This is a genomic window from Streptomyces sp. NPDC032091, assembly GCF_055580265.1.
Genome location: NZ_JBVILR010000033.1, coordinates 36,767 through 58,945 on the forward strand (window position 1 = coordinate 36,767; position 22,179 = coordinate 58,945).

9 protein-coding genes and 1 pseudogene are annotated in these 22,179 nt (G+C 76.3%); 9 read left to right on the top strand and 1 reads right to left on the bottom strand.

All coding sequences use genetic code 11. The features are described 5' to 3' along the window. Nucleotides 1-30 precede the first annotated feature (30 nt). From ACZ5NJ_RS34840 to ACZ5NJ_RS34850, 3 genes are all read left to right on the top strand, one after another. The gene (locus tag ACZ5NJ_RS34840) at nucleotides 31-726 is read left to right on the top strand and encodes a thioesterase II family protein (protein ID WP_468770387.1); all 696 of its coding nucleotides are present in this window, start codon (nucleotides 31-33) and stop codon (nucleotides 724-726) included. A gap of 75 nt (nucleotides 727-801) precedes the next feature. Beyond that, nucleotides 802-1,758, top strand: coding sequence for an ATP-binding cassette domain-containing protein (locus ACZ5NJ_RS34845; RefSeq protein WP_468770388.1), 957 nt, complete (start codon nucleotides 802-804; stop codon nucleotides 1,756-1,758). Next, entirely contained in the window at nucleotides 1,755-2,516 is a 762-nt protein-coding gene (locus ACZ5NJ_RS34850) for an ABC transporter permease (protein ID WP_468770390.1), read from the top strand. The genes ACZ5NJ_RS34845 and ACZ5NJ_RS34850 overlap by 4 nt, the downstream gene beginning before the upstream one ends. Nucleotides 2,517-2,605: 89 nt before the next feature. Here the strand turns inward: ACZ5NJ_RS34850 and ACZ5NJ_RS34855 are convergent, their stop codons facing one another. Next, nucleotides 2,606-4,120: an FAD-dependent monooxygenase gene (locus ACZ5NJ_RS34855; RefSeq protein ID WP_468770392.1), complete on the bottom strand. Its 1,515-nt coding sequence runs from the start codon at nucleotides 4,118-4,120 to the stop codon at nucleotides 2,606-2,608. 330 nt (nucleotides 4,121-4,450) lie between these two features. Here ACZ5NJ_RS34855 and ACZ5NJ_RS34860 point away from each other — a divergent pair, with 330 nt between their 5' ends. The 6 genes and pseudogenes from ACZ5NJ_RS34860 to ACZ5NJ_RS34885 all read left to right on the top strand — a co-directional run bounded on the left by ACZ5NJ_RS34860 (nucleotide 4,451) and on the right by ACZ5NJ_RS34885 (nucleotide 22,177). Beyond that, complete coding sequence (locus tag ACZ5NJ_RS34860; protein WP_468770394.1) at nucleotides 4,451-4,684, top strand: phosphopantetheine-binding protein; 234 nt, start codon at nucleotides 4,451-4,453, stop codon at nucleotides 4,682-4,684. Continuing rightward, nucleotides 4,681-5,931: a cytochrome P450 gene (locus ACZ5NJ_RS34865; protein WP_468770395.1), complete on the top strand. Its 1,251-nt coding sequence runs from the start codon at nucleotides 4,681-4,683 to the stop codon at nucleotides 5,929-5,931. The genes ACZ5NJ_RS34860 and ACZ5NJ_RS34865 overlap by 4 nt, the downstream gene beginning before the upstream one ends. Next, nucleotides 5,928-6,665: a thioesterase II family protein gene (locus tag ACZ5NJ_RS34870; RefSeq protein WP_468770397.1), complete on the top strand. Its 738-nt coding sequence runs from the start codon at nucleotides 5,928-5,930 to the stop codon at nucleotides 6,663-6,665. Before ACZ5NJ_RS34865 ends, ACZ5NJ_RS34870 begins: the two co-directional genes overlap by 4 nt. A gap of 112 nt (nucleotides 6,666-6,777) precedes the next feature. After that, a complete protein-coding gene (locus ACZ5NJ_RS34875) occupies nucleotides 6,778-9,912 on the top strand; it encodes a type I polyketide synthase (RefSeq protein WP_468770399.1) in 3,135 nt (1,044 codons plus the stop codon). A gap of 70 nt (nucleotides 9,913-9,982) precedes the next feature. Next, nucleotides 9,983-15,568 (top strand): annotated as a pseudogene (locus ACZ5NJ_RS34880) (type I polyketide synthase); the annotation flags it as partial. Between the two features lie 9 nt (nucleotides 15,569-15,577). After that, on the top strand, nucleotides 15,578-22,177 hold the full coding sequence (locus ACZ5NJ_RS34885) for a type I polyketide synthase (RefSeq protein ID WP_468770400.1): 6,600 nt from the start codon (nucleotides 15,578-15,580) through the stop codon (nucleotides 22,175-22,177). Nucleotides 22,178-22,179 lie beyond the last annotated feature (2 nt).

Below are 22,179 nucleotides of genomic sequence, written 5' to 3' on the forward strand. Positions count from 1 at the left end.
CCGTCGCACGGATGATCGGAGCTGGTCGCGATGACGGAAACCACCCTGCTCTGCGTGCCCTTCGCCGGAGCGGGCCCCTCGTTCTTCCACCCCTGGCGGGAGCCGGCCGCCGGCCGCTGGCGGGTGACCTCGGTGGAGCTGCCGGGCCGGGAGCGCAGGATCATGGAGGAGCCGTACCGCGACGTCTTCGAGGCGGCCAAGGGCTCCGTCGACGACGTGATGGCCGACCTCGGCGAAGGGGCCCGGACCGTGCTGTTCGGCCACAGCCTGGGCGCGGTCCTCGCCTACGAACTGGCGCACCTGCTGGTCGCGCGCGGCGTCCACGTAGAACGGCTGGTCGTCAGCGGCTCGCCCGGCCCGTGGACCCAGCGCGAGCGGCGCGCCGCGGGCCTGCCCGACGAGGAGTTCCTCGCCCGCGTCGAGGAGTTCGCCGGGTTCCGGCACGAGGCCCTGGACCACCCGGAGATGCGCGAGCTGATCCTGCCGGTCCTCCAGGCCGACTGCGAGATGCACGAGAACTACGTACCGAGCACCGACGTGCCGCTGGCGGTGCCGATCTGCTCGCTGCGCGGCGCCGCCGACGGTCTGGTCACCGCGCGGGAGGCCCGCCAGTGGGAGGCGGCGACCACGGCCGGCTGCACCTACGCGGAGTTCCCCGGCGACCACATGTACCTGGTCGACGCCGCCCGGGAGGTCCTGGACGTGATCGCGGCGCAGCCCGTGTGAACAGCGGAGATGCGCTCCAGCGCCGTGTCAGCGGCGTGACAGGTGGATGACAGGACCGGAGAGGAAAGTGGAGGCATGAGAAGTTCAGCGATCGCAGTTTCAGGGCTGCGCAAGGCATACGGCGACAAGGTCGTGCTCGACGGCATCGACTTCGACGTCGCCGCGGGATCGGTCTTCTCCCTGCTCGGCCCGAACGGGGCCGGCAAGACGACGACGGTCAACGTCCTGACCACGCTGATGAAGGCCGACGCCGGCACCATCCGCGTCGCCGGACACGACGTGGCGACCGAGACGAAGAAGGTGCGCGGGGCCATCGGGGTCACCGGCCAGTTCGCCGCGGTCGACGAACTGCTGTCGGGCCGGGAGAACCTCCAGCTGATGGCGGACCTGAAGCGCGTGCGCGACGGCGGCCGGGTGGTCACGGGCCTGCTGGAGCGGTTCGACCTGGTGGAGGCGGCGGACAAGCGGGCGTCCACCTACTCCGGCGGTATGCGCCGTAAGCTGGACCTGGCGATGACCCTGGTCGGCAACCCGCAGGTGATCTTCCTCGACGAGCCGACGACGGGCCTCGACCCGCGCAGCCGGCGCACCATGTGGGGGATCGTCCGCGAGCTGGTCGCCGAGGGCACCACCATCTTCCTCACCACCCAGTACCTGGAGGAGGCCGACCAGCTCGCCGACCGGATCGCGGTCCTCAACCAGGGCCGGCTGGTCGCCCAGGGCACCCCCGAGGAGCTCAAGCGCCAGATCCCCGGCACCCACGTCCGGTTCCGCTTCGCCGACCTCGTCGAACTCGACGCCGCGGCCCGGGTCCTGACCGAGGCCACCCGGGACGAGGAGGAGCTGACGCTGAGCGTCCCCGGCGACGGCGAGACGCGTTCCGTGCGGACCCTGCTCGACCGGCTCGACGCCCACGGGCTCGACGCACAGGAGTTCTCGGTGCAGCGCCCGGACCTCGACGACGTCTTCCTCGCCCTCACCGACCAGTCGGCGGGCGCCCAGAACACCAGCAAGGAGGCGATCGCACAGTGAGCACGGTCTCGACGCCGTTGGCCGACTCGGCGATCATGCTGCGCCGCAACCTGAAGCACACCGTGCGCAACCCCGTCACGGTCTTCAACGCGGTCCTGTTCCCCATCATCATCATGCTCATGTTCGTCGGGGTGTTCGGCGGCGCCTTCAGCGTCGGCGAGGACTACGTCGACTACGCCACGCCCGGCCTGCTCGTGATGGCCATCAGCTACGGCCTGGGCGCCACCGCCACGGCCGTGAACGACGACATGACCAAGGGCATCATCAACCGCTTCAAGGTCATGGACGTCTCCCGCGGAGCCATGCTCACCGGACACGTCGTCATCACCACGGTGCGCTGCCTGGTGGCCTGCGCGGCCATCGTCGGGGTGGCCTTCGCCATGGGCTTCGACCCGGCGGCCAGTGCCCTCGACTGGCTCGGCGTCGTCGGCGTCATCGTGCTGCTGAGCTTCGCGGCCGGCTGGCTCACCGTCGCCACGGGCCTGGCCGCCAAGACCGTGGAGTCCGCGGGCCTGGCCACCGTCCCGCTGATCATGCTGCCGTTCCTGAGCACCGCGTTCGTCCCTGCGGAGACCATGGGCACGGGCATCCGGCAGTTCGCCGAGTACCAGCCCTTCACCCCGATCATCGAGACCCTGCGCGGGCTGCTGACGGGCCACCCCTCGGGCGGCGACGCCCTCGCGGCCGTCGCCTGGTGCGTGGGCCTCGCCCTCCTCGGATACGTCTGGGCGGTCTCCACGTTCAAGAAGCGGGCGTGAGCCCGGCCTGAGCGCCGCCACCACGGCGGCCGCCGGGACCCGGCCAGGGTCCCGGCGGCCGCCGTACGCGTTTCCGGGGGAACGCCGCCTCACCCCGCCCGGGCCGGACCGCACCACGTGGTCAGCGCCGCCCGGAGCGCGGCGGTGTCCGGCTCGCCGCCGGCGTCCGCCGCCCAGGCCACGTGCCCGTCGGGCCGGATGAGCAGCGCCGCCGGAGCGGGCACCTCGCCGACCGGCGGAACGGGCCACAGGTCGTCCTCGGCGCGCGCCGTGACCAGGTCGACGCGGCCGGCCCAGCCCGCGGCGGCCGCGGCGAGCTCCGCGCCGCCGCACAGGTCGAGCAGGACGGGCCGGGCGGCGTGCAGCAGCCGGTAGACGCCGATGACGCCCTCGTCCGTCTTCAGGTCGGCGTCGAAGACCCGGCGGCCCTCCATCGGGTGGTCGCCGCCGACCGGGTAGCGCACGTCCAGCGCCGTCAGCATGTGCCGCAGGACCCGGTTGACGTCGTCGAAGACCATGAGCGAGCCGAACACCTCGCGCAGCGCGTCCGTCGCCGCGCCCGGGCGGGCCAGGGCCGCCTGCGCCCGGGTGTTGTGCAGCACGCGCTCCCCGACCGGGTGGCGCTCGGTGTGGTAGCTGTCCAGCAGGCTCTCCGGCGCCCGGCCCCGGACCACCGAGCCCAGCTTCCAGCCGAGGTTGACCGCGTCCTGCACGCCCATGTTCAGACCCTGCCCGCCGGCCGGGAAATGGATGTGCGCGGCGTCGCCCGCCAGCAGCACCCGCCCCTTCCGGTACTGCTCGGCCTGCCGCGCGGCGTCGTTGAACCGGGAGACCCACCGAGGGGCGCGCATGCCGAAATCGGTGCCCGCCACCCGCACCAGGGACTCCCGCAGCCGCTCGAACGTCGCGGGCTCGTCACGGTCGGCCACCCGGTCGTACTCGGAGGTGATCACCCGGTACCAGCCGGGCTCGAAGGCGATCGCCGAGTAGTCCCCGCCCGGGGTGCGCCGCACCCACACGTAGTCCTCCGGCAGGTCCGGCAGCTCGACGTCCCCGATCAGCGCCGTCATCGTCGCGTCGGTCCCGGGGAAGCCGATGCCCGCCAGCCCGCGCACCGTGCTGCGGCCGCCGTCGCAGCCCACGAGGTAGCGGGCGCGCAGCTCCGCGGCCCCCTCCGCCGTGTCCAGCCCCACCGTCACCCCGTCCCCGTCCTGGCGGACCGCGCTCACCGCCGCGGAGCGGCGCACCCGTACGCCCAGCTCGCCCGCCCACTCCTCCAGCAGCCGCTCGACGGCCGACTGGAGGATCATCAGCGGGTAGGGGTGCCTGGACTCGGACTCGTCGAAGTCCAGATAGAGACCGGAGAAATGACCCACCGGCTGCGGCTGCCCCTCCGCCAGGAAGCGGTCCAGGATCCCGCGCTGGTCCAGCACCTCCAGGGTCCGCGAGTGGATCCCGCCGGCCCGGGACTCGCCCGTCCGCCGCGCGAGCCGCTCGACCACCACCACCTCGGCGCCGGCCAGCCGCAGCTCGCAGGCGAGCATCAGGCCCGTCGGCCCGGCTCCCACGACGACCACGTCCGCGTCCGTACCCGTATGCCCCACGTCGTTCCCCCTCGTTCGACTGCGCCTCTAACGTCGTTGAACCGCCTTCACGTTCACTGAACGCGAATCGGCCGGTCAAGGAACGCCGGCGCCGGCCAGGGCACCCCGCGGCCGGACTTCCGCTGTCCCGCCGGCGGGACGGCCGGCGCGGAGCAGGTCCGGCGGCGCACTCTCAACCCCACCCGCCGCGGGTGCCCCGCCACCCGCCGGAGCGGTGCGGTGCGGCGGCCGTCCGCGCGAGACTCGGTCCGGCCGTCCGAGGAAGGTGTCCCGCCGGCGGGACGGCACGGCCGGGGCGACCCCGGCCGGCGGAGGAAGGACATACGGGCAATGGGATCGTTGGAGCAGGACATCGCGGCGCTCTGGGGCGAGCACCTGGGCGGCCGCGAGGTCGGCGTGGAGGACGACTTCTTCACGATCGGCGGCAATTCGCTGAGCGGCATCAAGATCATCGAGCGGGTGTCGGAGGAGTACGGCGTCCGGCTGTCGGTGCGCGACTTCTACCTGGCGCAGACCCCGGCCCGGGTCGCCGCGCTCATCGAGCAGGGCAGGACCGGGGCGTGAGGCTGACGCCGGGTCCCGGGCGCGACGTCGACCTCGGCGGCGTCGACCTGTTCGACCTGGACCTCTACGCCTCCGGCGACCCCCACCCCGTCTGGGACGCGATGCGCGAGCGGGCCCCCCTGCACCACCAGGTGCTGCCGGACGGCCGGGAGTTCTGGTCGGTGACCCGCTACGAGGACGTCCGCCGGGTCCTGTCCGACCACCGCGCGTTCACCTCCGAGCGCGGCACCGTCCCCACCCACCTCGGCACGGACGACCCCGCCGCCGGCGTACTGATGACCTCCACCGACCCGCCGCGGCACACCGAGGTCCGCCGCCCGCTCGGCTCGAAGCTCACCGCGCGCGCGGTCCAGGGCTGGGAGGACCGGATCCGGGCCACCGTCGTGCGCTTCCTCGAACCCGCCCTGGACGGCGCGGTCTTCGACCTGGCCGAGCAGGCCCTGCTGCTGCCCGCGCTGGTCACCGGCCCGCTGCTCGGCATCCCGGAGAAGGACTGGGAGGAGCTCGTCCGGCTGACCGCCATGGTGACCGCCCCCTGCGACCCGCACTTCCGCCTGGGCGGCGAGGCCGCGACCTTGGCCATCGCCCACCACGAGCTGCTCACCTACGTCCGGGACTGGGCCACGGCCCACCGGGCCTCCGGCGCCGAGGACGAGAGCCTCCTGCACCACCTCACCAGCGTCCGCCCCGGCGGCGCCCCGCTGTCCGACGAGGAGATCGCCCTCGACGGCTACAGCATCCTGCTGGGCGCCAACGTCACCACCCCGCACACCGTCTCCGGCACCGTCCTGGCGCTCATGGAGCGCCCTGAGCAATACCGCAAGGCGGCGGCCGACCCCACACTGGTGCCCAACCTCGTCGAGGAAGGCCTGCGCTGGACCTCCGCCGCCTGCAACTTCATGCGGTACGCGGTGGACGACGCCGACATCGCCGGCGGCACCGTCCCGGCCGGCGGCGCGGTCGTGGCGTGGATCGGCGCGGGCAACCGGGACGCCTCCGTCTTCCCCGACCCGCACGCCTTCGACATCACCCGGGCCGGGGCCAAGCGCCACGGCGCCTTCGGGTTCGGCCCGCACTTCTGCATCGGCGCACCCCTCGCCCGGATGACGCTGCGCGTCTTCTTCGAGGAGCTGCTCGCCCGCTTCGAGTCCCTCGAACCCGCCGGCGAACCGCAGCACCTGCGGTCGTACTTCATCGCCGGCCTGACCCACCTGCCCCTCGTCGGAGAGAAACGGCGGACCCCATGACCACCGGCACCACCACCGCCACCTCCCCGTGGTTCGTCCGGCCGCCGTCCGCCGCCTCCGCCGCCCGGCTCTTCTGCCTCCCTTTCTCCGGGTCCGGCGCCTCGGCCTTCAGCGCCTGGCCGGCCGCCATCGACGGCGTGGAGGTCTGCCCCGTGCAGTTCCCCGGCCGCGAGAACCGGCTGGGGCACCCGCACTACGGCACCTACGAGGACCTGGCCGACAGCCTCGTCGAGGCACTCACCCCGCTGCTCGACCGGCCGTACGCCGTCTTCGCGCACTGCGCGGGGGCCATCCCCGCCTACGAGACCGTGCTCCGCCTCGCCGAGCGCGGCCTGCCCGGACCGCGCTGCCTCTACGTGTCCGGCCAGCCCGCCCCGCACGACGCCGCGCGCGACCGGATGCTCACCCTCACCGAGCCCGAACTGCGCGCCGAGCTGGAGGCGTTCGTCCGGGGCCGCGGGATCGAGCCCCGGCCGGACATGATCGACCTGGGGATGTCCGTGCTGCTGCGCGACCACGCCGCCGCGGGTGCCTACCGGCGGACGGAGCCGGCCCGGCTGGACTGCCCCCTGGTCGTCCTGCACTGGCGTGACGACACCGACGTGAGCCCCGAGGACCTCGAAGGCTGGCGCCGGTACGCGGACCGGGTCGACTTCCGGGTCGTCGACGGCGGCCACTACGCCTTCATGGACGCCCCCGGGGAGCTGCTGGGCGCCCTGACCTCCTGGCGCTGACCGGCCACCCGACCGCCTGCCTGCCCACCCGACCGCCTGCCTGCCCGCCCGTCCGCCTGCCCGCCCGACCGTCCGTCCGTCCGTGATGCCGAAAGAACCGGGAGGAACGTCTATGAGTGGCGCAGCCGCCGACATCGCCGTCATCGGGATGTCCTGCCGGTTCCCCGGCGTGAACGGCCCGCGCGCGTTCTGGCGCCTCCTGCTCGATGGGGGATCGACCGTCGGCACGTTCCCCGCCTCCCGGCCCGCCGGCCCGGACCACGGGCCCCACCCCGACGCGGCCGTCCTGGACCGGGGGTCCTTCCTCGACTCCATCGACGGCTTCGACGCGGGGTTCTTCGGCACCGGCCCGGACGAGGCCGCCGCCATGGACCCGGTGCAGCGGCTCGGACTGGAGCTCGCCTGGGAGGCCGTCGAGGACGCCCGCGTCCCGGCGGACGCGCTCGCCGGCCGCGAGGTCGACGTGGTGGTCGGCACCGCGCCGTCCGGGTACGACCTGCTGCGCAGGCTCTCCGGAACCGACCGGGACGACCACTACGCCGCGCTCGGCTCCAACGGGGCGATGATCGCGAACCGGATCTCCGCCCTGTTCGACGTCCGCGGCATGAGCTTCTGCGCCGACTCCGGCCAGTCCTCCTCCCTGGTCGCGCTGGCGCTGGCCTGCGAACGCATCCGGGCCGGCGCCGTCGACACGGCCCTGGCGGGCGGCGTCCACCTGATCGCCGACCCGGCGGCGGGAGCGGGCCTGGCGAACCTGGGCGCCCTGTCGCCCGACGGCCGCTGCTTCACCTTCGACGAGCGGGCCAACGGCTTCGCCCGGGGGGAGGGCGGGGCGTTCGTCCTGCTCAAGCGGCTCGACCTCGCCCTCGCCGACGGCGACCACGTCTACGCGGTGGTGCGCGGCTGGGCCGTCGGCAGCGGCGGGGCCTCCACCCGGATGCCCGACCCCAGCCCCGCCGGGCAGGCGGCCGCCGTACGGGCCGCCCTCGCCCGCGCGGACGTCGACTTCGACAGCGTCGACTACGTCGAGGCCCACGGCACCGGCACCCGCATGGGCGACCCCGCCGAGGCGGCGGGCCTGCGCGAGGTGTTCCGGGCGACCGGTCGGGAACGCCCCCTGGTGATCGGCTCGGTGAAGACGAACGTCGGACACCTGGAGCCGGCCGCCGGCATCGTCGGCCTCGTGAAGGCGGCGCTCTGCCTGGACCGCGCCCACCTGGTGCCGAGCCTGAACTTCCGCTCCCCGAACCCCGCCATCGAGGACTTCCACGAGCACTTCGAGGTGCTGCGGGCCGCCCGCCCCTGGCCGGACGCCCCCGGCCGGCCGCGCCGCGCCGGCGTGTCGGCGTTCGGCATGGGCGGCACCCACGCGCACGTGGTCCTGGAACAGGCCCCCCGGCCGCCCGCGGAGCCCTGCCCGCCCGAGGACCCCCGTCCGGCCGGCGCGGACCGGACCCCGCGCGTGCTGCCGTGGGTGCTCTCCGCACGCTCGGCGCCGGCCCTGCGGGACCAGGCGGCGCGGCTGCGGGACCTCGTGACCGCGGACCCCGCGCTGTCCGCGGCCGACGTCGGCCACTCGCTGGCCGTGACGCGGACCCGGTTCGACCACCGGGCGGTGGTGCTCGGCGCCGGCCGCGACGAGGCCCTGGAGGCGCTGGGCCGGCTCGCGGAGGGCGGTGACGCGGCCCGGGTGGTCCGCGGGACGGCCCCGGGCCCGGCGGGTCCCGTCGTCTTCGTCTTCCCCGGCCAGGGGTCGCAGTGGCCGGCCATGGGCCGGCGGCTGTACGCGGAGTCGGAGGTCTTCGCCCGCTCGCTCGACGCGTGCGCGCAGGCCCTGGCCCCGTACGTCGACTGGTCGCCGGTGGACGTCCTCACCGGGGTGGAGCCGGCCGCGTCCCTCGACCGGATCGAGGTCGTCCAGCCGGCCCTGTTCGCCATGATGGTCTCCCTGGCCCGGGTGTGGCGCTCGCTGGGCGTCACCCCCGACGCGGTCGTGGGCCACTCCCAGGGCGAGATCGCCGCGGCCCACGTCGCCGGCGTCCTCGGCCTGCGGGACGCGGCCAGGATCGTCGCCCTGCGTTCCCGGCTGCTGGCCACCGTCGCCGGACAGGGCGCCATGGCCGGGATCCTGCTGCCCGAACGCCGGGTACGGGAGCTGCTGGGGCGGTGGGGCGCGCGCATCGGGATCGCCGCCGTCAACGGCCCCCACTCCACCACCGTCTCGGGCGAGACCGCGGCGGTGCGGGAACTGGTCGCGGCCTGCGAGGCCGAGGGGGTCCGGGCCCGGCTGATCAGGTCCACCGTCCCCGGCCACTCGCCGCTGTTGGACCGGTTCGAGACCGAACTGACGGACGGACTGGGCCCGATCACCCCCCGGCCTGCGACGGCGGCCGTCTTCTCGACGGTGACCGGCGGCCCGGTCGCCCCGGCGGAACTGGGCACCGGCTACTGGTTCCGCAACCTGCGGCGCACGGTCCGCTTCGAAGCCGCCACCAGGCACCTCGTCGAGCAGGGCTACGGCACCTTCGTCGAGGTCAGCCCCCACCCGGTCCTCCAGGTGGCGATCGAGGAGACGGCCGACGCCCTGGGGGCCTCGCCGGTGGTGGTGGGCACCCTGAACAAGCACGACGGGAGCACGGGCGCGGTCCTGGCGTCCCTGGCCGAGCTGCACGTGCGCGGCGTACCGGCCCGCTGGGAGGAGGCGTTCGCCGCGGACCGGCCCCGCCGGGTCGCCCTGCCGACCTATCCCTTCCAGCGGCGGCCGTACTGGCTGACGGCGGCCCCCGGCCCGGCCGGTCCGGGCCCGTCCGCCGCGGACGCTGACGGACCGGGCGGGGGCGGCGCGCCCCCGGCGGACCTGGGCTCCGAGACCGCCGTCCTCGCCCTCGTGTGCGCCGAGACGGCGGCCCTGCTGGCCGCCACGGGCGCCGCCGGGGCGACGGGCGCCGCCCTCGCGGCACGGGCGACGGAGACCTTCAAGGACCTGGGGTTCGACTCCGCGCTCGCGGTGGGGCTGCGCAACCGGCTCGCGGCCGCGGCCGGAGTACGGCTCCCGGCCACCGTCGCCTTCACCCACCCCACCCCCCGGGCGCTCGCCCGCCACCTCTTCTCCCTCCTCGCGCCCGGGGCCCCCGAGGAGCCCGTGCCGCCGGAGGGGACCGCGCCACCGGAGGAGGCCGTCCCGGAACCTCCCGGCGACGGCGATCTGGACGACCTGTACGAGCTGATCGACCGCGGATACGTGTAACCGCACCCGTACTTCTGAGCAACGGTTGGGGGAGGCCCTGGTGGAGGACGTCGACAAGCTCCGCTCCTACCTGCGACGCGCCGTGGGCGACGCGCGGGAGCTGCGCGAGCGGGTGCGCGAGCTGGAGGAGTCCGCGCGCGAGCCCATCGCGGTCGTGGGCGCGGGATGCCGCTTCCCGGGCGGGGTGGCCTCCCCCGAAGGGCTGTGGCGGATCGTGGCCGACGGGGTGGACGCGATGGGCGCCTTCCCGCAGGACCGCGGCTGGGACCTGGAGGCGCTGTACGCGCAGGACCCCGGGACGCCGGGCACGACGTACGCGCGCGCCGGCGGATTCCTGCCCGGCCTCGCGGAGTTCGACGCGCCGTTCTTCGGCATCAGTCCGCGCGAGGCCCTCGCCATGGACCCGCAGCAGCGGCTGATGCTGGAGATCTCCTGGGAGGCGCTGGAACGCGCCGGCATCGACCCGGCCGGGCTGCGCGGTTCGGCGACCGGGGTGTTCACCGGGATCTACGCCGTCGACTACGGCCCCCGGATGGGCGGAGCGGCGGCCGGCGAGGTGGAGGGCTACGCGCTCCCCGGCACGTACACCAGCGTGGCCTCGGGACGCGTGGCGTACGTCCTGGGCCTGGAGGGGCCCGCGGTGTCGACCGACACCGCCTGCTCCTCCTCGCTCGTCGCCGTCCACCAGGCCGTGCGGTCCCTGCGGTCGGGGGAGTGCGCGCTGGCCCTGGCCGGCGGGGTCTCGGCCATGCCCACCCCGGGCGTGCTCGTGGAACTGGGTCGGCAGCGGGGCCTGTCGGCCGACGGGCGGTGCAAGGCGTTCGCCGACGCGGCGGACGGCACCGGCTTCTCCGAGGGCGCCGGCGTGCTCGTCCTCGAACGCCTCTCCGACGCGTTGCGGGCCGGGCGCAGGGTGCTGGCGGTGATCCGCGGCTCGGCGGTCAACCAGGACGGTGCCTCCAACGGGCTGACCGCGCCGAACCCGCTGGCGCAGGAACGGGTCATCCGGGCGGCCCTGGCCGACGCCGGACTGTCGGCCGGCGACGTGGACGCGGTCGAGGCGCACGGCACCGGCACCACGCTGGGCGACCCGATGGAGGCGGAGGCGCTGCTGGCCGCCTACGGGCGGGACCGCGAGCCGGGCAGCCCGCTGTGGCTGGGCTCGCTGAAGTCGAACATCGGCCACACCCAGGCCGCCGCGGGCGTCGGCGGGATGATCAAGATGATCATGGCGATGCGGCACGGGGTGCTCCCCGCCACCCTGCACGTGGACCGCCCCTCGACCCACGTGGACTGGTCGTCCGGCGCGGTGGAACTGCTGACCGGGGCCAGGGAGTGGACCGCCGCCCCCGGCCGCCCGCGGCGGGCCGGCGTGTCCGCCTTCGGCATCAGCGGCACCAACGCGCACCTGATCCTCGAACAGGCACCCGAGAAGCCCCCCGCACCGCAGGAACCCCCCACCCCCCGGGCGGAGCCCGCACCGCGGGAGCTCCCCGCGCCCGAGGCGGCCGACGCCCCGGCGCCGGCGCCGTGGGTACTGTCGGCCCGGTCGCCGGAGGCACTGCGGGACCAGGCGCTGCGGCTGCGCGACCACATGGCCGCCCACCCCGGCCTGCCGCTCGACGGCGTCGGACACGCGCTCGTCGCCACCCGCTCGCTGTTCGACCACCGCCGGGTCCTCCTCGGCGCCGGCCGGGACGACCTGCTCGCCGCCCTCACGGCCGCCGCCGGCGACGGGAGCGCCGACGGGAGCGCCGGCGTGGTGTCCGGCACCGCCGGGGCCGCCGGCGGGACGGTGTTCGTCTTCCCCGGCCAGGGATCGCAGTGGGCCGGGATGGGCCGTGAACTGTGGCGCTCCTCCCCGGTGTTCGCACGCCGGATGCAGGAGTGCGCCGACGCGCTCGCCCCCCACGTCGACTGGTCCCTCCGCGAGGTGCTCGACGACGCCGAGGCGCTGGAGCGGGTGGACGTCGTCCAGCCCGCGCTGTGGGCCGTGATGGTCTCCCTCGCCGAGGTGTGGCGCGCGTACGGGCTGCGGCCCGCGGCCGTGGTGGGCCACTCGCAGGGGGAGATCGCCGCCGCCTGCGTGGCGGGCGCCCTCTCCGTCGAGGACGCCGCCAAGGTGGTGGCGCTGCGGTCCCAGGCGATCCTGGCCCTGTCCGGGCTCGGCGGGATGGTGTCCGTCGAGCTCCCCGTCGACGCCCTGCGCGCTCGGCTGACGGACGGCCTGTCCGTCGCCGCCGTCAACGGCCCCTCGTCCGCCGTGGTCTCCGGGGACGCGGCCGCGCTGGACGCCCTGCTCGCCGCCTGCGAGGCCGAGGGGATCCGCGCCCGCCGCGTCCCGGTGGACTACGCCTCCCACTCCGCGCACGTGGAGGCGATCCGCGGGGAACTCGGCCGCCTGCTCGCGGGACTGCGGCCGCAACCGGCCCAGGTCCCCTTCTTCTCCACGGTCACCGCCGGCCGGCTGGACACCACGGGCCTGGACGCCGACTACTGGTACGCCAACCTGCGCCGGACCGTCCGCTTCGAGGAGACGACCCGGGCCCTGGCGGCGGAGGGCTTCCGCTTCTTCGTCGAGGTCTCCGCCCACCCGGTCCTGACGGTCGGTGTGGAACAGACCCTCGACGACGCGGGCGCCGACGCCCTCGCCGTGGGCACCCTGCGCCGCGGCGAGGGCGGCCTCGCCCGCTTCCACCGCTCGGCGGCCGAGGCCTTCGTGGCGGGCGCCCCGGTGACCTGGGAGAGCGCCTTCCCGGACCGGGCGGGCCCGTTCACCGAACTGCCCACCTACGCCTTCCAGCGGCAGCGCTACTGGCTGGACACCCCCGCCGAGGGCGCCGGCGCGGGCACCTCCGACCACCCGCTGCTCGACGCCGTCGTCGACCTGCCCGAGGGCGCCCTGGCCGCCGGCGGCCGCCTGTCCGCCGCCCGCCACCCCTGGCTCGCCGGCCACACCGTCCACGGCGCGGCCCTGGTACCGGCCGCTGCGCTGATGGAGCTGGCCCTGTGGGCCGCACACCGGTCGGGCGCCGACACCGTCGCCGAACTCACCCTCGAAGTCCCCCTGGTCCTCCCCCGCACGGGCGAGCGCGAACTGCGCGCAACCGTCACCCCCGAAGGCGCCCTCACCGTGCACTCCCGCACCGCCTCCGCCCCCCACTGGACCCGCCACGCCACCGGCACCATCCCCCCGGGCACGGCCACCGCCACCGGATCCGGCACTGCCACCGCCACCGCCCCCGGCACCCGCACCGGGTCCGGGCTCGGCCCGGCCGGGGGCGTCCCCGCCGCCTGGCCCCCCGCCGACTGGCCCCCCGTCGGGGCGGTCCCCGTACCCGTCGAGGACGCGTACGACCGCCTCTCCGCCCTCGGGTTCGCCCACGGACCCCTGTTCCGCGGACTGCGGACGCTGTGGCGCGACGGCGACGCCCTCTGCGCGGAGGTCGAACTGCCGCCCGCCGACGGCGCGGGCGGCCGCTACCGCGTCCACCCGGCGCTCCTGCACGCCGCGCTGCTCCCGGCCGCCCTCACCGGCACCCCCGGCGACCCCCGGCCCGGAGCCCCGCTGCCGCTGCGCTGCACGGGCCTGCGCGCCGGCCGGGCCGAGCCCGGCCCCCTGCGCGTCCGCCTGGCCCCCGCCGGACCGGACACCCTGACCCTGACCTTCGCGGACGCCGCCGGAACCCCCGTCGGCGGCGTCGAGGAGCTGACCCTGCGGCCCGCCGACGCCGAGGAACTGACCGCCCTGGGCTTCGACCACCACGACTCCCTCTTCCGGGTGGACTGGACCCCCCTCGCGCTCCCCTCCGCCCCCGCCCCGTACGCCGTGGTGGGCGCCCCCGGCCGGCCCCCCGCCGTCCCCGCCGCCCCGCACCAGGGCGCGGCCTGCGCCGACCTGCGCGCCCTGGCCGCCTCCGGCGCCCCCGTGCCCCCCGTCGTCCTCGCCGCCGCCGGCCCCTTCGACACCGACGGCCCCGACACTCCCGCCCGCGCCGAGCGGGCCCTGCACCGCGTCCTGCGCCTGGTCCGCGACTGGCTCGCCGACGACCGGTTCGCCGGCTCCCGCCTGGCGCTCGTGACGCGGGACGCGGTCCGTGACGCGCACGTGCCCCGCACCGACCCGGCGGCGGCCGCCGTCTGGGGATTCGTCCGCAGCGCCCAGACCGAGAACCCGGGCCGCCTCACGCTCGTGGACACCGACGGCACGCCCGCCTCCCTCGCCGCCGTGCCCGCCGCGGCCGCCGCCGGGCCGGCCCAGGTCAAGGTCCGGGCCGGCGCGGCCTCCACCCCGGCACTGGCCCCCGCCCAGGCCGCGGGCGCCCCGCGGGCCGTCCCGGCGCTGGGCTCCGGCACCGTCCTGATCACGGGAGGCACCGGCGGCCTGGGCGCCCTGCTGGCCCGCCACCTCGTCGGGCGGCACGGCGTGCGCCGGCTGGTGCTGGCCGGCCGCCGGGGCCCCGACGCCCCCTCGGCGGCCGCGCTGCGCGCCGAGCTGACCGGCGCCGGCGCCCACGTCGAAGTCGTGGCCTGCGACGTCGCCGACCGCGACGCCCTCGCCGCGCTCCTCGACGCCGTCCCGCCCGCCCACCCGCTGACCGCGGTGGTCCACTGCGCCGGCGTGCTGGACGACGGGGTCGTCGAGGCGCTGACCGAGGACCGCGTCGACACCGTCCTCGCGGCCAAGGCCCGCGGCGCCTGGCACCTGCACGAGCTGACCCGCCACCTGGACCTGTCCGCGTTCGTGCTGTTCTCCTCCGTCGCCAGCCTGCTGGGAACGGCCGGACAGGCCAACTACGCGGCGGCCAACGGCTTCCTCAACGGCCTCGCTGAGGCCCGCCGCGCCGACGGCCTGCCGGCCGCCTCGCTGTGCTGGGGCCTGTGGGCCGGGCACAGCGAGATGCTCGCCGGCCTCGCCGGCACCGACGTCGAACGCCTGCGGCGCCAGGGCGTCCTGCCCCTCGCCCCACGGGACGGGCTCGCCCTCTTCGACCTGGCCCTCCCGCTGGACGAACCGGTCCTCGTCCCGGCCCGGCTGGACCCCGCCGCCCCCGGCGCCGCCTCGCCGCTCCTGACCCCTGCGGCCGGGACGCCCTCCGCCCCGGCCGGCGACGGGCCCACCGACCCCGGCACGGCCCGGCGCCTGCGGTCGCTGCCCCCGGACGAGGCGCGGGCCCTGCTCCTCGACGCGGTGCGGACCCAGACCGCCCTGGTCCTCGGCCACCGCGACACCGGCAGGGTCGGCCCGGCCGCCACGTTCAAGAAGCTGGGGCTCGACTCGCTCACGGCCCTCGAACTGCGCAACAGGCTGTCCGCGGTCACCGGCCTGAAGCTGCCCGCCACGCTCGTCTTCGACCACCCGAACCCGGACGCCCTCGCCGCGTTCCTGTACACGGGCATCGCCTCCGACTCCGCGGCCCCGCCGTCCCCGGCCGACGCCCTCGCCCAGGAGATCGAACGGCTGGGCTCCCGCCTGGAGGAGGCCTTCCTCCGGCTCGCGGAAGAGGACCGCACCACCATTTCCACGCTGCTCGGCGACCTCCAGGGCCGAGTCCGCTCGATGGCGGGCGCCGGATCCCCGGTCGCCCTCGTCGACCAGATCACGTCGGCCTCAGCGGGAGAACTCCTCCGGCTGCTGGACCAAGAGCTCGGCTAGGGGAGAGCGATGACGAACGACAACGGCGCCGAGGTCCTCGACTACCTCCGGCGGACGTCGATCGAGCTGATCGAGACCCGCAAACGCCTCCAGGAGCTGACGGACGCCGCCGCCGAGCCCATCGCGGTCGTCGGCGTCGCCTGCCGCTACCCCGGCGGCGTCGCCTCCCCGGAGGAGCTGTGGGACCTCGTGCGGGCCGGCGCCGACGTGGTGTCGGACTTCCCCCAGGACCGCCACTGGGACCTGGAGGGCCTCTGCGCCCCCGACCCGGACCACCCGGACACCCGCCCCACCCGCTCCGGCGGCTTCCTGGACGGCGCCGGCGACTTCGACGCCGAGTTCTTCGAGATCAACCCGCGCGAGGCGCTCGCCGCCGACCCGCAGCAGCGGCTGCTCCTGGAGACCTCGTGGGAGTCCCTGGAGCGGGCCGGCATCGACCCGCACACCCTGCGCGGCAGCGACACCGGCGTCTTCGCCGGCCTCGCGTACTTCGGCTACGGCAACCACCACCACACCCCCGAGGTCATCGCGGGCTACGCGCAGACCGGCTCCCTGCTGAGCGTGGCCTCGGGCCGGGTGGCGTACGCGCTGGGCCTGGAGGGCCCGGCCGTCTCCACCGACACCGCCTGCTCCTCCTCACTGGTGACCGTGCACCAGGCCGTGCAGTCCCTGCGGCAGGGCGAGTGCTCCCTCGCGCTGGCCGGCGGGGTCACCGTCATGGCGACCCCGCAGGTGTTCCGCGAGTTCGCGCGCCAGCGCGGCCTGTCGCCGGACGGCCGGTGCAAGGCGTTCGCGGACGCCGCGGACGGCACCGGCTTCGCCGAGGGCGTCGGCATGCTCGTCCTCGAACGGCTCTCCGACGCACGCCGCCACGGCCGCCGGATCTGGGCCGTCATCCGGGGCTCCGCCGTCAACCAGGACGGTGCCTCCAACGGCCTCACCGCCCCCAGCGGCCCCGCCCAGCAGCGGGTCATCCGGGCCGCGCTCGCCAACGCCCGCGTCCAGCCGTCCGAGGTCGACGTCGTGGAGGCCCACGGCACCGGCACCACCCTCGGCGACCCCATCGAGGCGCAGGCCCTCCTCGCCACCTACGGGCAGGACCGCGAGCCGGGCGACCCCCTGTGGCTGGGCTCGCTGAAGTCGAACATCGGCCACACCCAGGCCGCGGCGGGCGTCGGCGGCATCATCAAGACGATCATGGCGATGCGGCACGGCATCATGCCCGCCACCCTGCACGTGGACCGCCCCTCCACCCACGTGGACTGGTCCGCCGGCGCCGTCGAACTCCTCACCGGGGCCCGCGAGTGGACCACCGCACCCGGACGCCCCCGCCGGGCGGCCGTCTCCAGCTTCGGCGCCAGCGGCACCAACGCCCACCTCATCCTGGAACAGGCCCCCGAGGAGGAGCCGGCGGCCGAGCCCGCCGCACCGGTCCCGGCCGGAGCCGTCGGCCTCGTCCCGTGGGTGCTGTCCGCCCGCTCGGAGCCGGCCCTGCGGGCCCAGGCCGGGCGGCTGCGCGCCTTCGCCGAGGCCGACCCGGAGGCCGACCCCGCCGCCGTCGCCGCCTCCCTGGTCTCCCGCCGGTCGACGTTCGAACACCGCGCGGTCGTCCTGGGCCGCGACCGCGAGGGCCTGCTGGACGCCCTCGCCTCCCTCGCCGGGGGCACGGAGAGCCCCGCGGTGGTGCGCTGCACGGCCGCCGAAGAGGGCGGCACCGTCTTCATGTTCCCCGGCCAGGGCGCCCGTTGGACCGGCCTGGCCCGCGACCTGTGCGCCGCCTTCCCCGTCTTCGCGCAGACCCTCGACGAGGTCTGCGCCCGCTTCGACGCGCACCTCCCGTTCCCCCTCAAGCCCCTGCTCCTGGCCGACGAGCCGGAGGGCGCCGACCGCACGGACGTCATGCAGCCCGCGCTGTTCGCCCTCCAGGTCGCCCTCTACCGGACCCTGACCCGGTTCGGCCCGCGCCCGGACCGCCTCATCGGCCACTCCGTCGGCGAGATCGCCGCAGCCCACGTGTCCGGGGCCCTCGACCTGGACACCGCCACCCGGATCGTGGCCGCACGCGGCCGCACCATGCAGACCGTCACCGAACGCGGCGCCATGCTGGCCGTGCGCGTCCCCGACGCCGAGGTCCGCGCCCTGCTCGCCCCCTACGCCCGGACCGGGATCGCCGCCGTCAACGGCCCCGACTCGGTGGTGGTCTCCGGCCTGCGCGAGGAGGTCCACGACCTGCGCGACCGGCTCGTCGCCGACGGCCGCTCCGCCAAGCTCCTCCCATTCGACCACGCCTTCCACTCCCCGCTCATGGACCCGGTCCTGGAGGAGTTCGCGGCGGCCCTCCCCGCCCTCGCCGCGGGCGACGGGCCGGCGATCCCGGTCGTCTCGACCCTCCTGGGCCGTGAGGCCACGCCCGGCGAACTGGCCTCCGCCGCGCACTGGGTGGACCACGTCCGCGCACCCGTACGCTTCCACGAGGCCCTCTCCCACGCCCGGGCCGCCGGAGCCGGCGTCTTCGTCGAGGTCGGACCCGGCTCGACCCTCGCCGGCCTCACCCGGGACGCCTTCGCCGCCGAAGGCACCGACGCCCACGTCATCGCCTCCTCGCGCCGCGGCCGGGACGCGGCGGAGGGCCTGGCCGCAGCCCTCGCCGGACTGCACGTCCGCGGCGCCCGCGTGGACTGGGCCGCCCTCACCGGCACGCATCCGCCCGTGGACCTCCCCACGTACGCCTTCCAGCGCCGGCGCTACTGGCTGGACTTCCTCGCCGGCACCGGCACCGCCGACCTGGCCTCCGCCGGCCTGTCCTCCCCGCACCACCCGCTGCTCGGCGCCTCGGTGGACCACCCCGGCACCGACGAGACGGTCTTCACCGGCCTGTGGTCCCTGCGCAGCCACGGCTGGCTCGCCGACCACGCCGTGTTCGGCTCGGCCGTCGTCCCGGCCACCGCCCACCTGGACCTGGCCCTGTCGGCGGGCGACCGCGTCGGCTGCCCGGCCGTCGCGGAACTCTCCCTGGAGATCCCCCTCGTCCTGCCCGACGAGGGAGGGGTCCGGGTCCGGGCCGTCGTCGGCGCGGCGGACGAGGACGGACGCCGCTCCCTGGACGTGTACGCGCGCCCCGCCGAGGACGGCCCGCACACCGGCTCCTGGACCCGCCACGCCCAGGGCACCCTGACCCCGAACCCGCCCCCGGTCGCCGCCTTCGCCCCGACCCCCGACGGCACCGGGGCTCCGCTGGCCGCCTGGCCCCCGCCCGGCGCCGAACGCCTCCCCTTCGACGGCCTCTACGACACCCTCGCCGACCGCGGCTTCGACTACGGCCCGGCCTTCCGCGGACTGCGCGAGGTCTGGCGGCGCGGCGAGGAGCTCTTCGCCCTCGCCACCCTCCCGGAGGACGCCGCGGCGTCCTCCGGCGACGGCTTCGCCCTGCACCCGGCGCTCACCGACACCGTGCTCCACGCCGTGGTCGTCGGCGGCGTCCTCACCGTCACCGAGGAGCGGGGCTGGATGCCCTTCTCCTGGTCCGGCGCGGCCCTCACCGGAACCTGCGGCCCGACCGTCCGCGTCCGGCTCACCCCGTCCGGCGAAGGCGTCGTCGCCCTGGACCTCGCCGACGAGAGCGGCCGCGCGATCGGCCGCGTCGACGCCCTGGCCTTCCGCCCCGCCACCGCCGACCAGGTGCGCCCGGCGGGCGCCGGGCACGAGCGGCCCCTGTACGCACTCGACTGGCGCCCGGCCCCGCAGGAGCCCCGGGACACCGCCCGCGCGCCCTGGGGCGTGCTCGGCGCCGTGGACGGCCCGGCCGCCGGGCTCGCCGGGGCGGTCGGCGGCGACGCCCCCCTCCACCCCTCCCTCGCCGAGGTCCCCTCCGGCACGGACGCCCCCCGCCACCTCGTGCTCCCCGTGGACGACCTCGTCCCCGCCGGCGCCGACGCGCTCACCGCCGTCGGCGGGACGGCCGAGCGCGTCCTCGGCCTGCTCCAGCGGTTCCTCGCCGACGAACGGCTTACCGGAACCACCCTCGTGGTGCTCACCCGCCGCGCCCAGGCCACCGGCGCGGGGGAGGACGTCGAAAGCCTCCCCGGGGCCTCGATATGGGGCCTGGTCCGCTCCGCCCAGACCGAACACCCCGGCCGCTTCCGGCTCGTCGACGTCGACGACGCGGACACCTCCCGCGCGGCCCTCCCGGACGCCCTGCGGCTCGGCGAGGACCAGCTGGCCCTGCGCGACGGCGCCGCCCTCGTCCCCCGCCTGGCCCCGGCCCCGCCCGCCGACCGGCGGCTCGAACCGCCCGCGCCGGGCGCGCACCGCCTGGGCATCCCGCGGCAGGGCACCCTGGAGAACCTCGCCTGGGTGCCCTGCCCCGAGGTGGAGGCGCCCCTGCGGAGCGGGCAGGTCCGCATCGCCGTCCGGGCCGCGGGCCTCAACTTCCGCGACGTCACGATCGCCCTCGGGCTCATCGACCGGACGGACTTCGACGCCGGACTCGGCAGCGAGGGCTCCGGCGTCGTCCTGGAGACGGCGGACGACGTGACCGCCTTCCGCCCCGGCGACCGGGTCACCGGCATCTTCCCCGGCGCCTTCGCCCCGGTGGCCGTGGCCGACCACCGCCTGCTGACCCCGGTCCCCGACGGCTGGAGCCACGCCGAGGCGGCGTCCGTACCCAGCACCTTCCTCACCGCCTACTACGCCCTCTTCCACGTGATGCGGCTGGAGAAGGGGCAGCGCATCCTCGTCCACGCCGCCGCCGGCGGCGTCGGCACGGCCGCCGTCCAGCTCGCCCGGTACGCCGGCGCCGAGGTGTACGCGACCGCGAGCCCCGCCAAGTGGCCCGCCCTGCGCGCCCAGGGCCTGGACGACGCCCACCTGGCGTCCTCGCGCGACCTGGACTTCGCGCGGAAGTTCCTCGACGCCACGGACGGCCGCGGGGTGGACGTGGTCCTCAACTCCCTCGCGCACGCCTTCGTCGACGCCTCCCTGGAACTGCTCCCGGGCGGCGGCCACTTCATCGAGATGGGCAAGACGGACATCCGCGACGCCCGGCAGGTGGCCGCCGACCACCCCGGGGTCGACTACCGGGCCTTCGACCTCTACGGCTCGGCCGGCCCCGACGCCCTCCGGGCGATGTTCCGGGAGGTCATGGAGCTGTTCGCCGACGGTTACCTGCGGCTCGGCCCGGTCTCCGTCCGCCACGTGCGCGACGCCCGCGCCGCGTTCCGCGAGATGAGCCAGGGCCGCCACACCGGCAAGCTGGTCCTCGAACTGGGCGAGGACTTCGGCGGCGGCACCGTCCTGGTCACCGGCGGCACCGGCGGCGTCGGCTCGCTGGTCGCCCGGCACCTGGTCACCGAACGCGGCGTGCGCAGCCTGGTCCTGGCGAGCCGCCGGGGCCCGGACGCCGACGGAGCCGCCGCGCTGGCCGCCGAGCTGGAGGCGGCCGGCGCCACCGTCCGCGTCGTGGCCTGCGACATCGCCGACCGGGCCGCCGTGGCGGAACTGCTGGCGGACCTGCCCGCCCGCCACCCGCTGACCGCCGTCGTCCACGCGGCGGGCGTACTGGCGGACGCCACCGTCGAGTCGCTGACCCCCGAGGACCTGCACCGCGTGCTGCGCGCCAAGGCGGCCGGCGCCGTCCACCTGGACGAGCTGACCCGCGGGCGCCCCCTGTCGGCGTTCCTCCACTTCTCCGCCCTCGCCGGCACGCTCGGCACCGCCGGGCAGGCCGACTACGCGGCGGCCAACGGCTTCCTCGACGGCCTGGCGGCCCACCGCCGGGCGTCCGGGCTGCCCGGCACCTCCCTGTGCTGGGGCTGGTGGGAAGAGAGCAGCGGGATGACCGGGGACCTGGGCCGGGCCGACCTCGCCCGGCTCCGGCGGATGGGCATCGCCCCCATGCCGACCCCCGAGGCCCTGGCCCTGTTCGACGCGGCGTGCGCGAGCGACCGGGCGGTCCTCGTGCCGGCCCGGGTGGACCTCGCGGCCCTGCGCGGCCGCGGCGACGCGCTGCCGCCGCTCCTGCGCGGCCTCGCCGAAGGCGCACGCCCCCGCCGCGCACGGGCGGCCGCGGCCGGGGAGGCGAGCCCCCTCGCCCGGCTGCGGTCCCTGCCCGCGGCGGAGGCGGAGGCCGCCGCCGTGGACTGGGTCCGCGACCAGGCCGCCGTCGTCCTCGGCCACCCGGCCGGCACGGCAGTCGACGCCGGCCAGCCGTTCACCCAGCTCGGATTCGACTCGCTGACCGCCGTCGAACTGTGCAACCGCCTGGCCGCCGCGACCGGACTGCGCCTGCCGTCCACCCTCGTCTTCAACTACCCGACCCCCCGCGAGCTGGGCCTGCACCTCCTCGGCCTGCTCCGTCCCGCGGCCGGGGCGAACGAACCGGCCCCGGAGGCGGACCCGGCCCGGGACGCGGAGATCAGGGAAGTGCTGCGGACCGTCCCGATCGACGCCCTGCGCCGGGCCGGCGTCCTGGACGCCGTCCTCGCCTGCGCCGGCCCGTCCGGCCGGACCGGCGCCGCCCAGCAGGCGGCGGACGGGGCCGCCGGTGCGGAGGAACTGGCGGGCATGGACCTGGACGCCCTGCTCGACCTGGCCCTCGATGAGAAGAGGTAGTG

What these genes read in the sequence shown, in the direction of transcription:
- ACZ5NJ_RS34860 (WP_468770394.1), top strand. Translation starts at nt 4,451, where the DNA reads ATGGGATCGTTGGAGCAGGACATCGCGGCGCTCTGGGGCGAGCACCTG.
- ACZ5NJ_RS34845 (WP_468770388.1), top strand. Translation starts at nt 802, where the DNA reads ATGAGAAGTTCAGCGATCGCAGTTTCAGGGCTGCGCAAGGCATACGGC.
- ACZ5NJ_RS34875 (WP_468770399.1), top strand. Translation starts at nt 6,778, where the DNA reads ATGAGTGGCGCAGCCGCCGACATCGCCGTCATCGGGATGTCCTGCCGG.
- ACZ5NJ_RS34885 (WP_468770400.1), top strand. Translation starts at nt 15,578, where the DNA reads ATGACGAACGACAACGGCGCCGAGGTCCTCGACTACCTCCGGCGGACG.
- ACZ5NJ_RS34870 (WP_468770397.1), top strand. Translation starts at nt 5,928, where the DNA reads ATGACCACCGGCACCACCACCGCCACCTCCCCGTGGTTCGTCCGGCCG.
- ACZ5NJ_RS34840 (WP_468770387.1), top strand. Translation starts at nt 31, where the DNA reads ATGACGGAAACCACCCTGCTCTGCGTGCCCTTCGCCGGAGCGGGCCCC.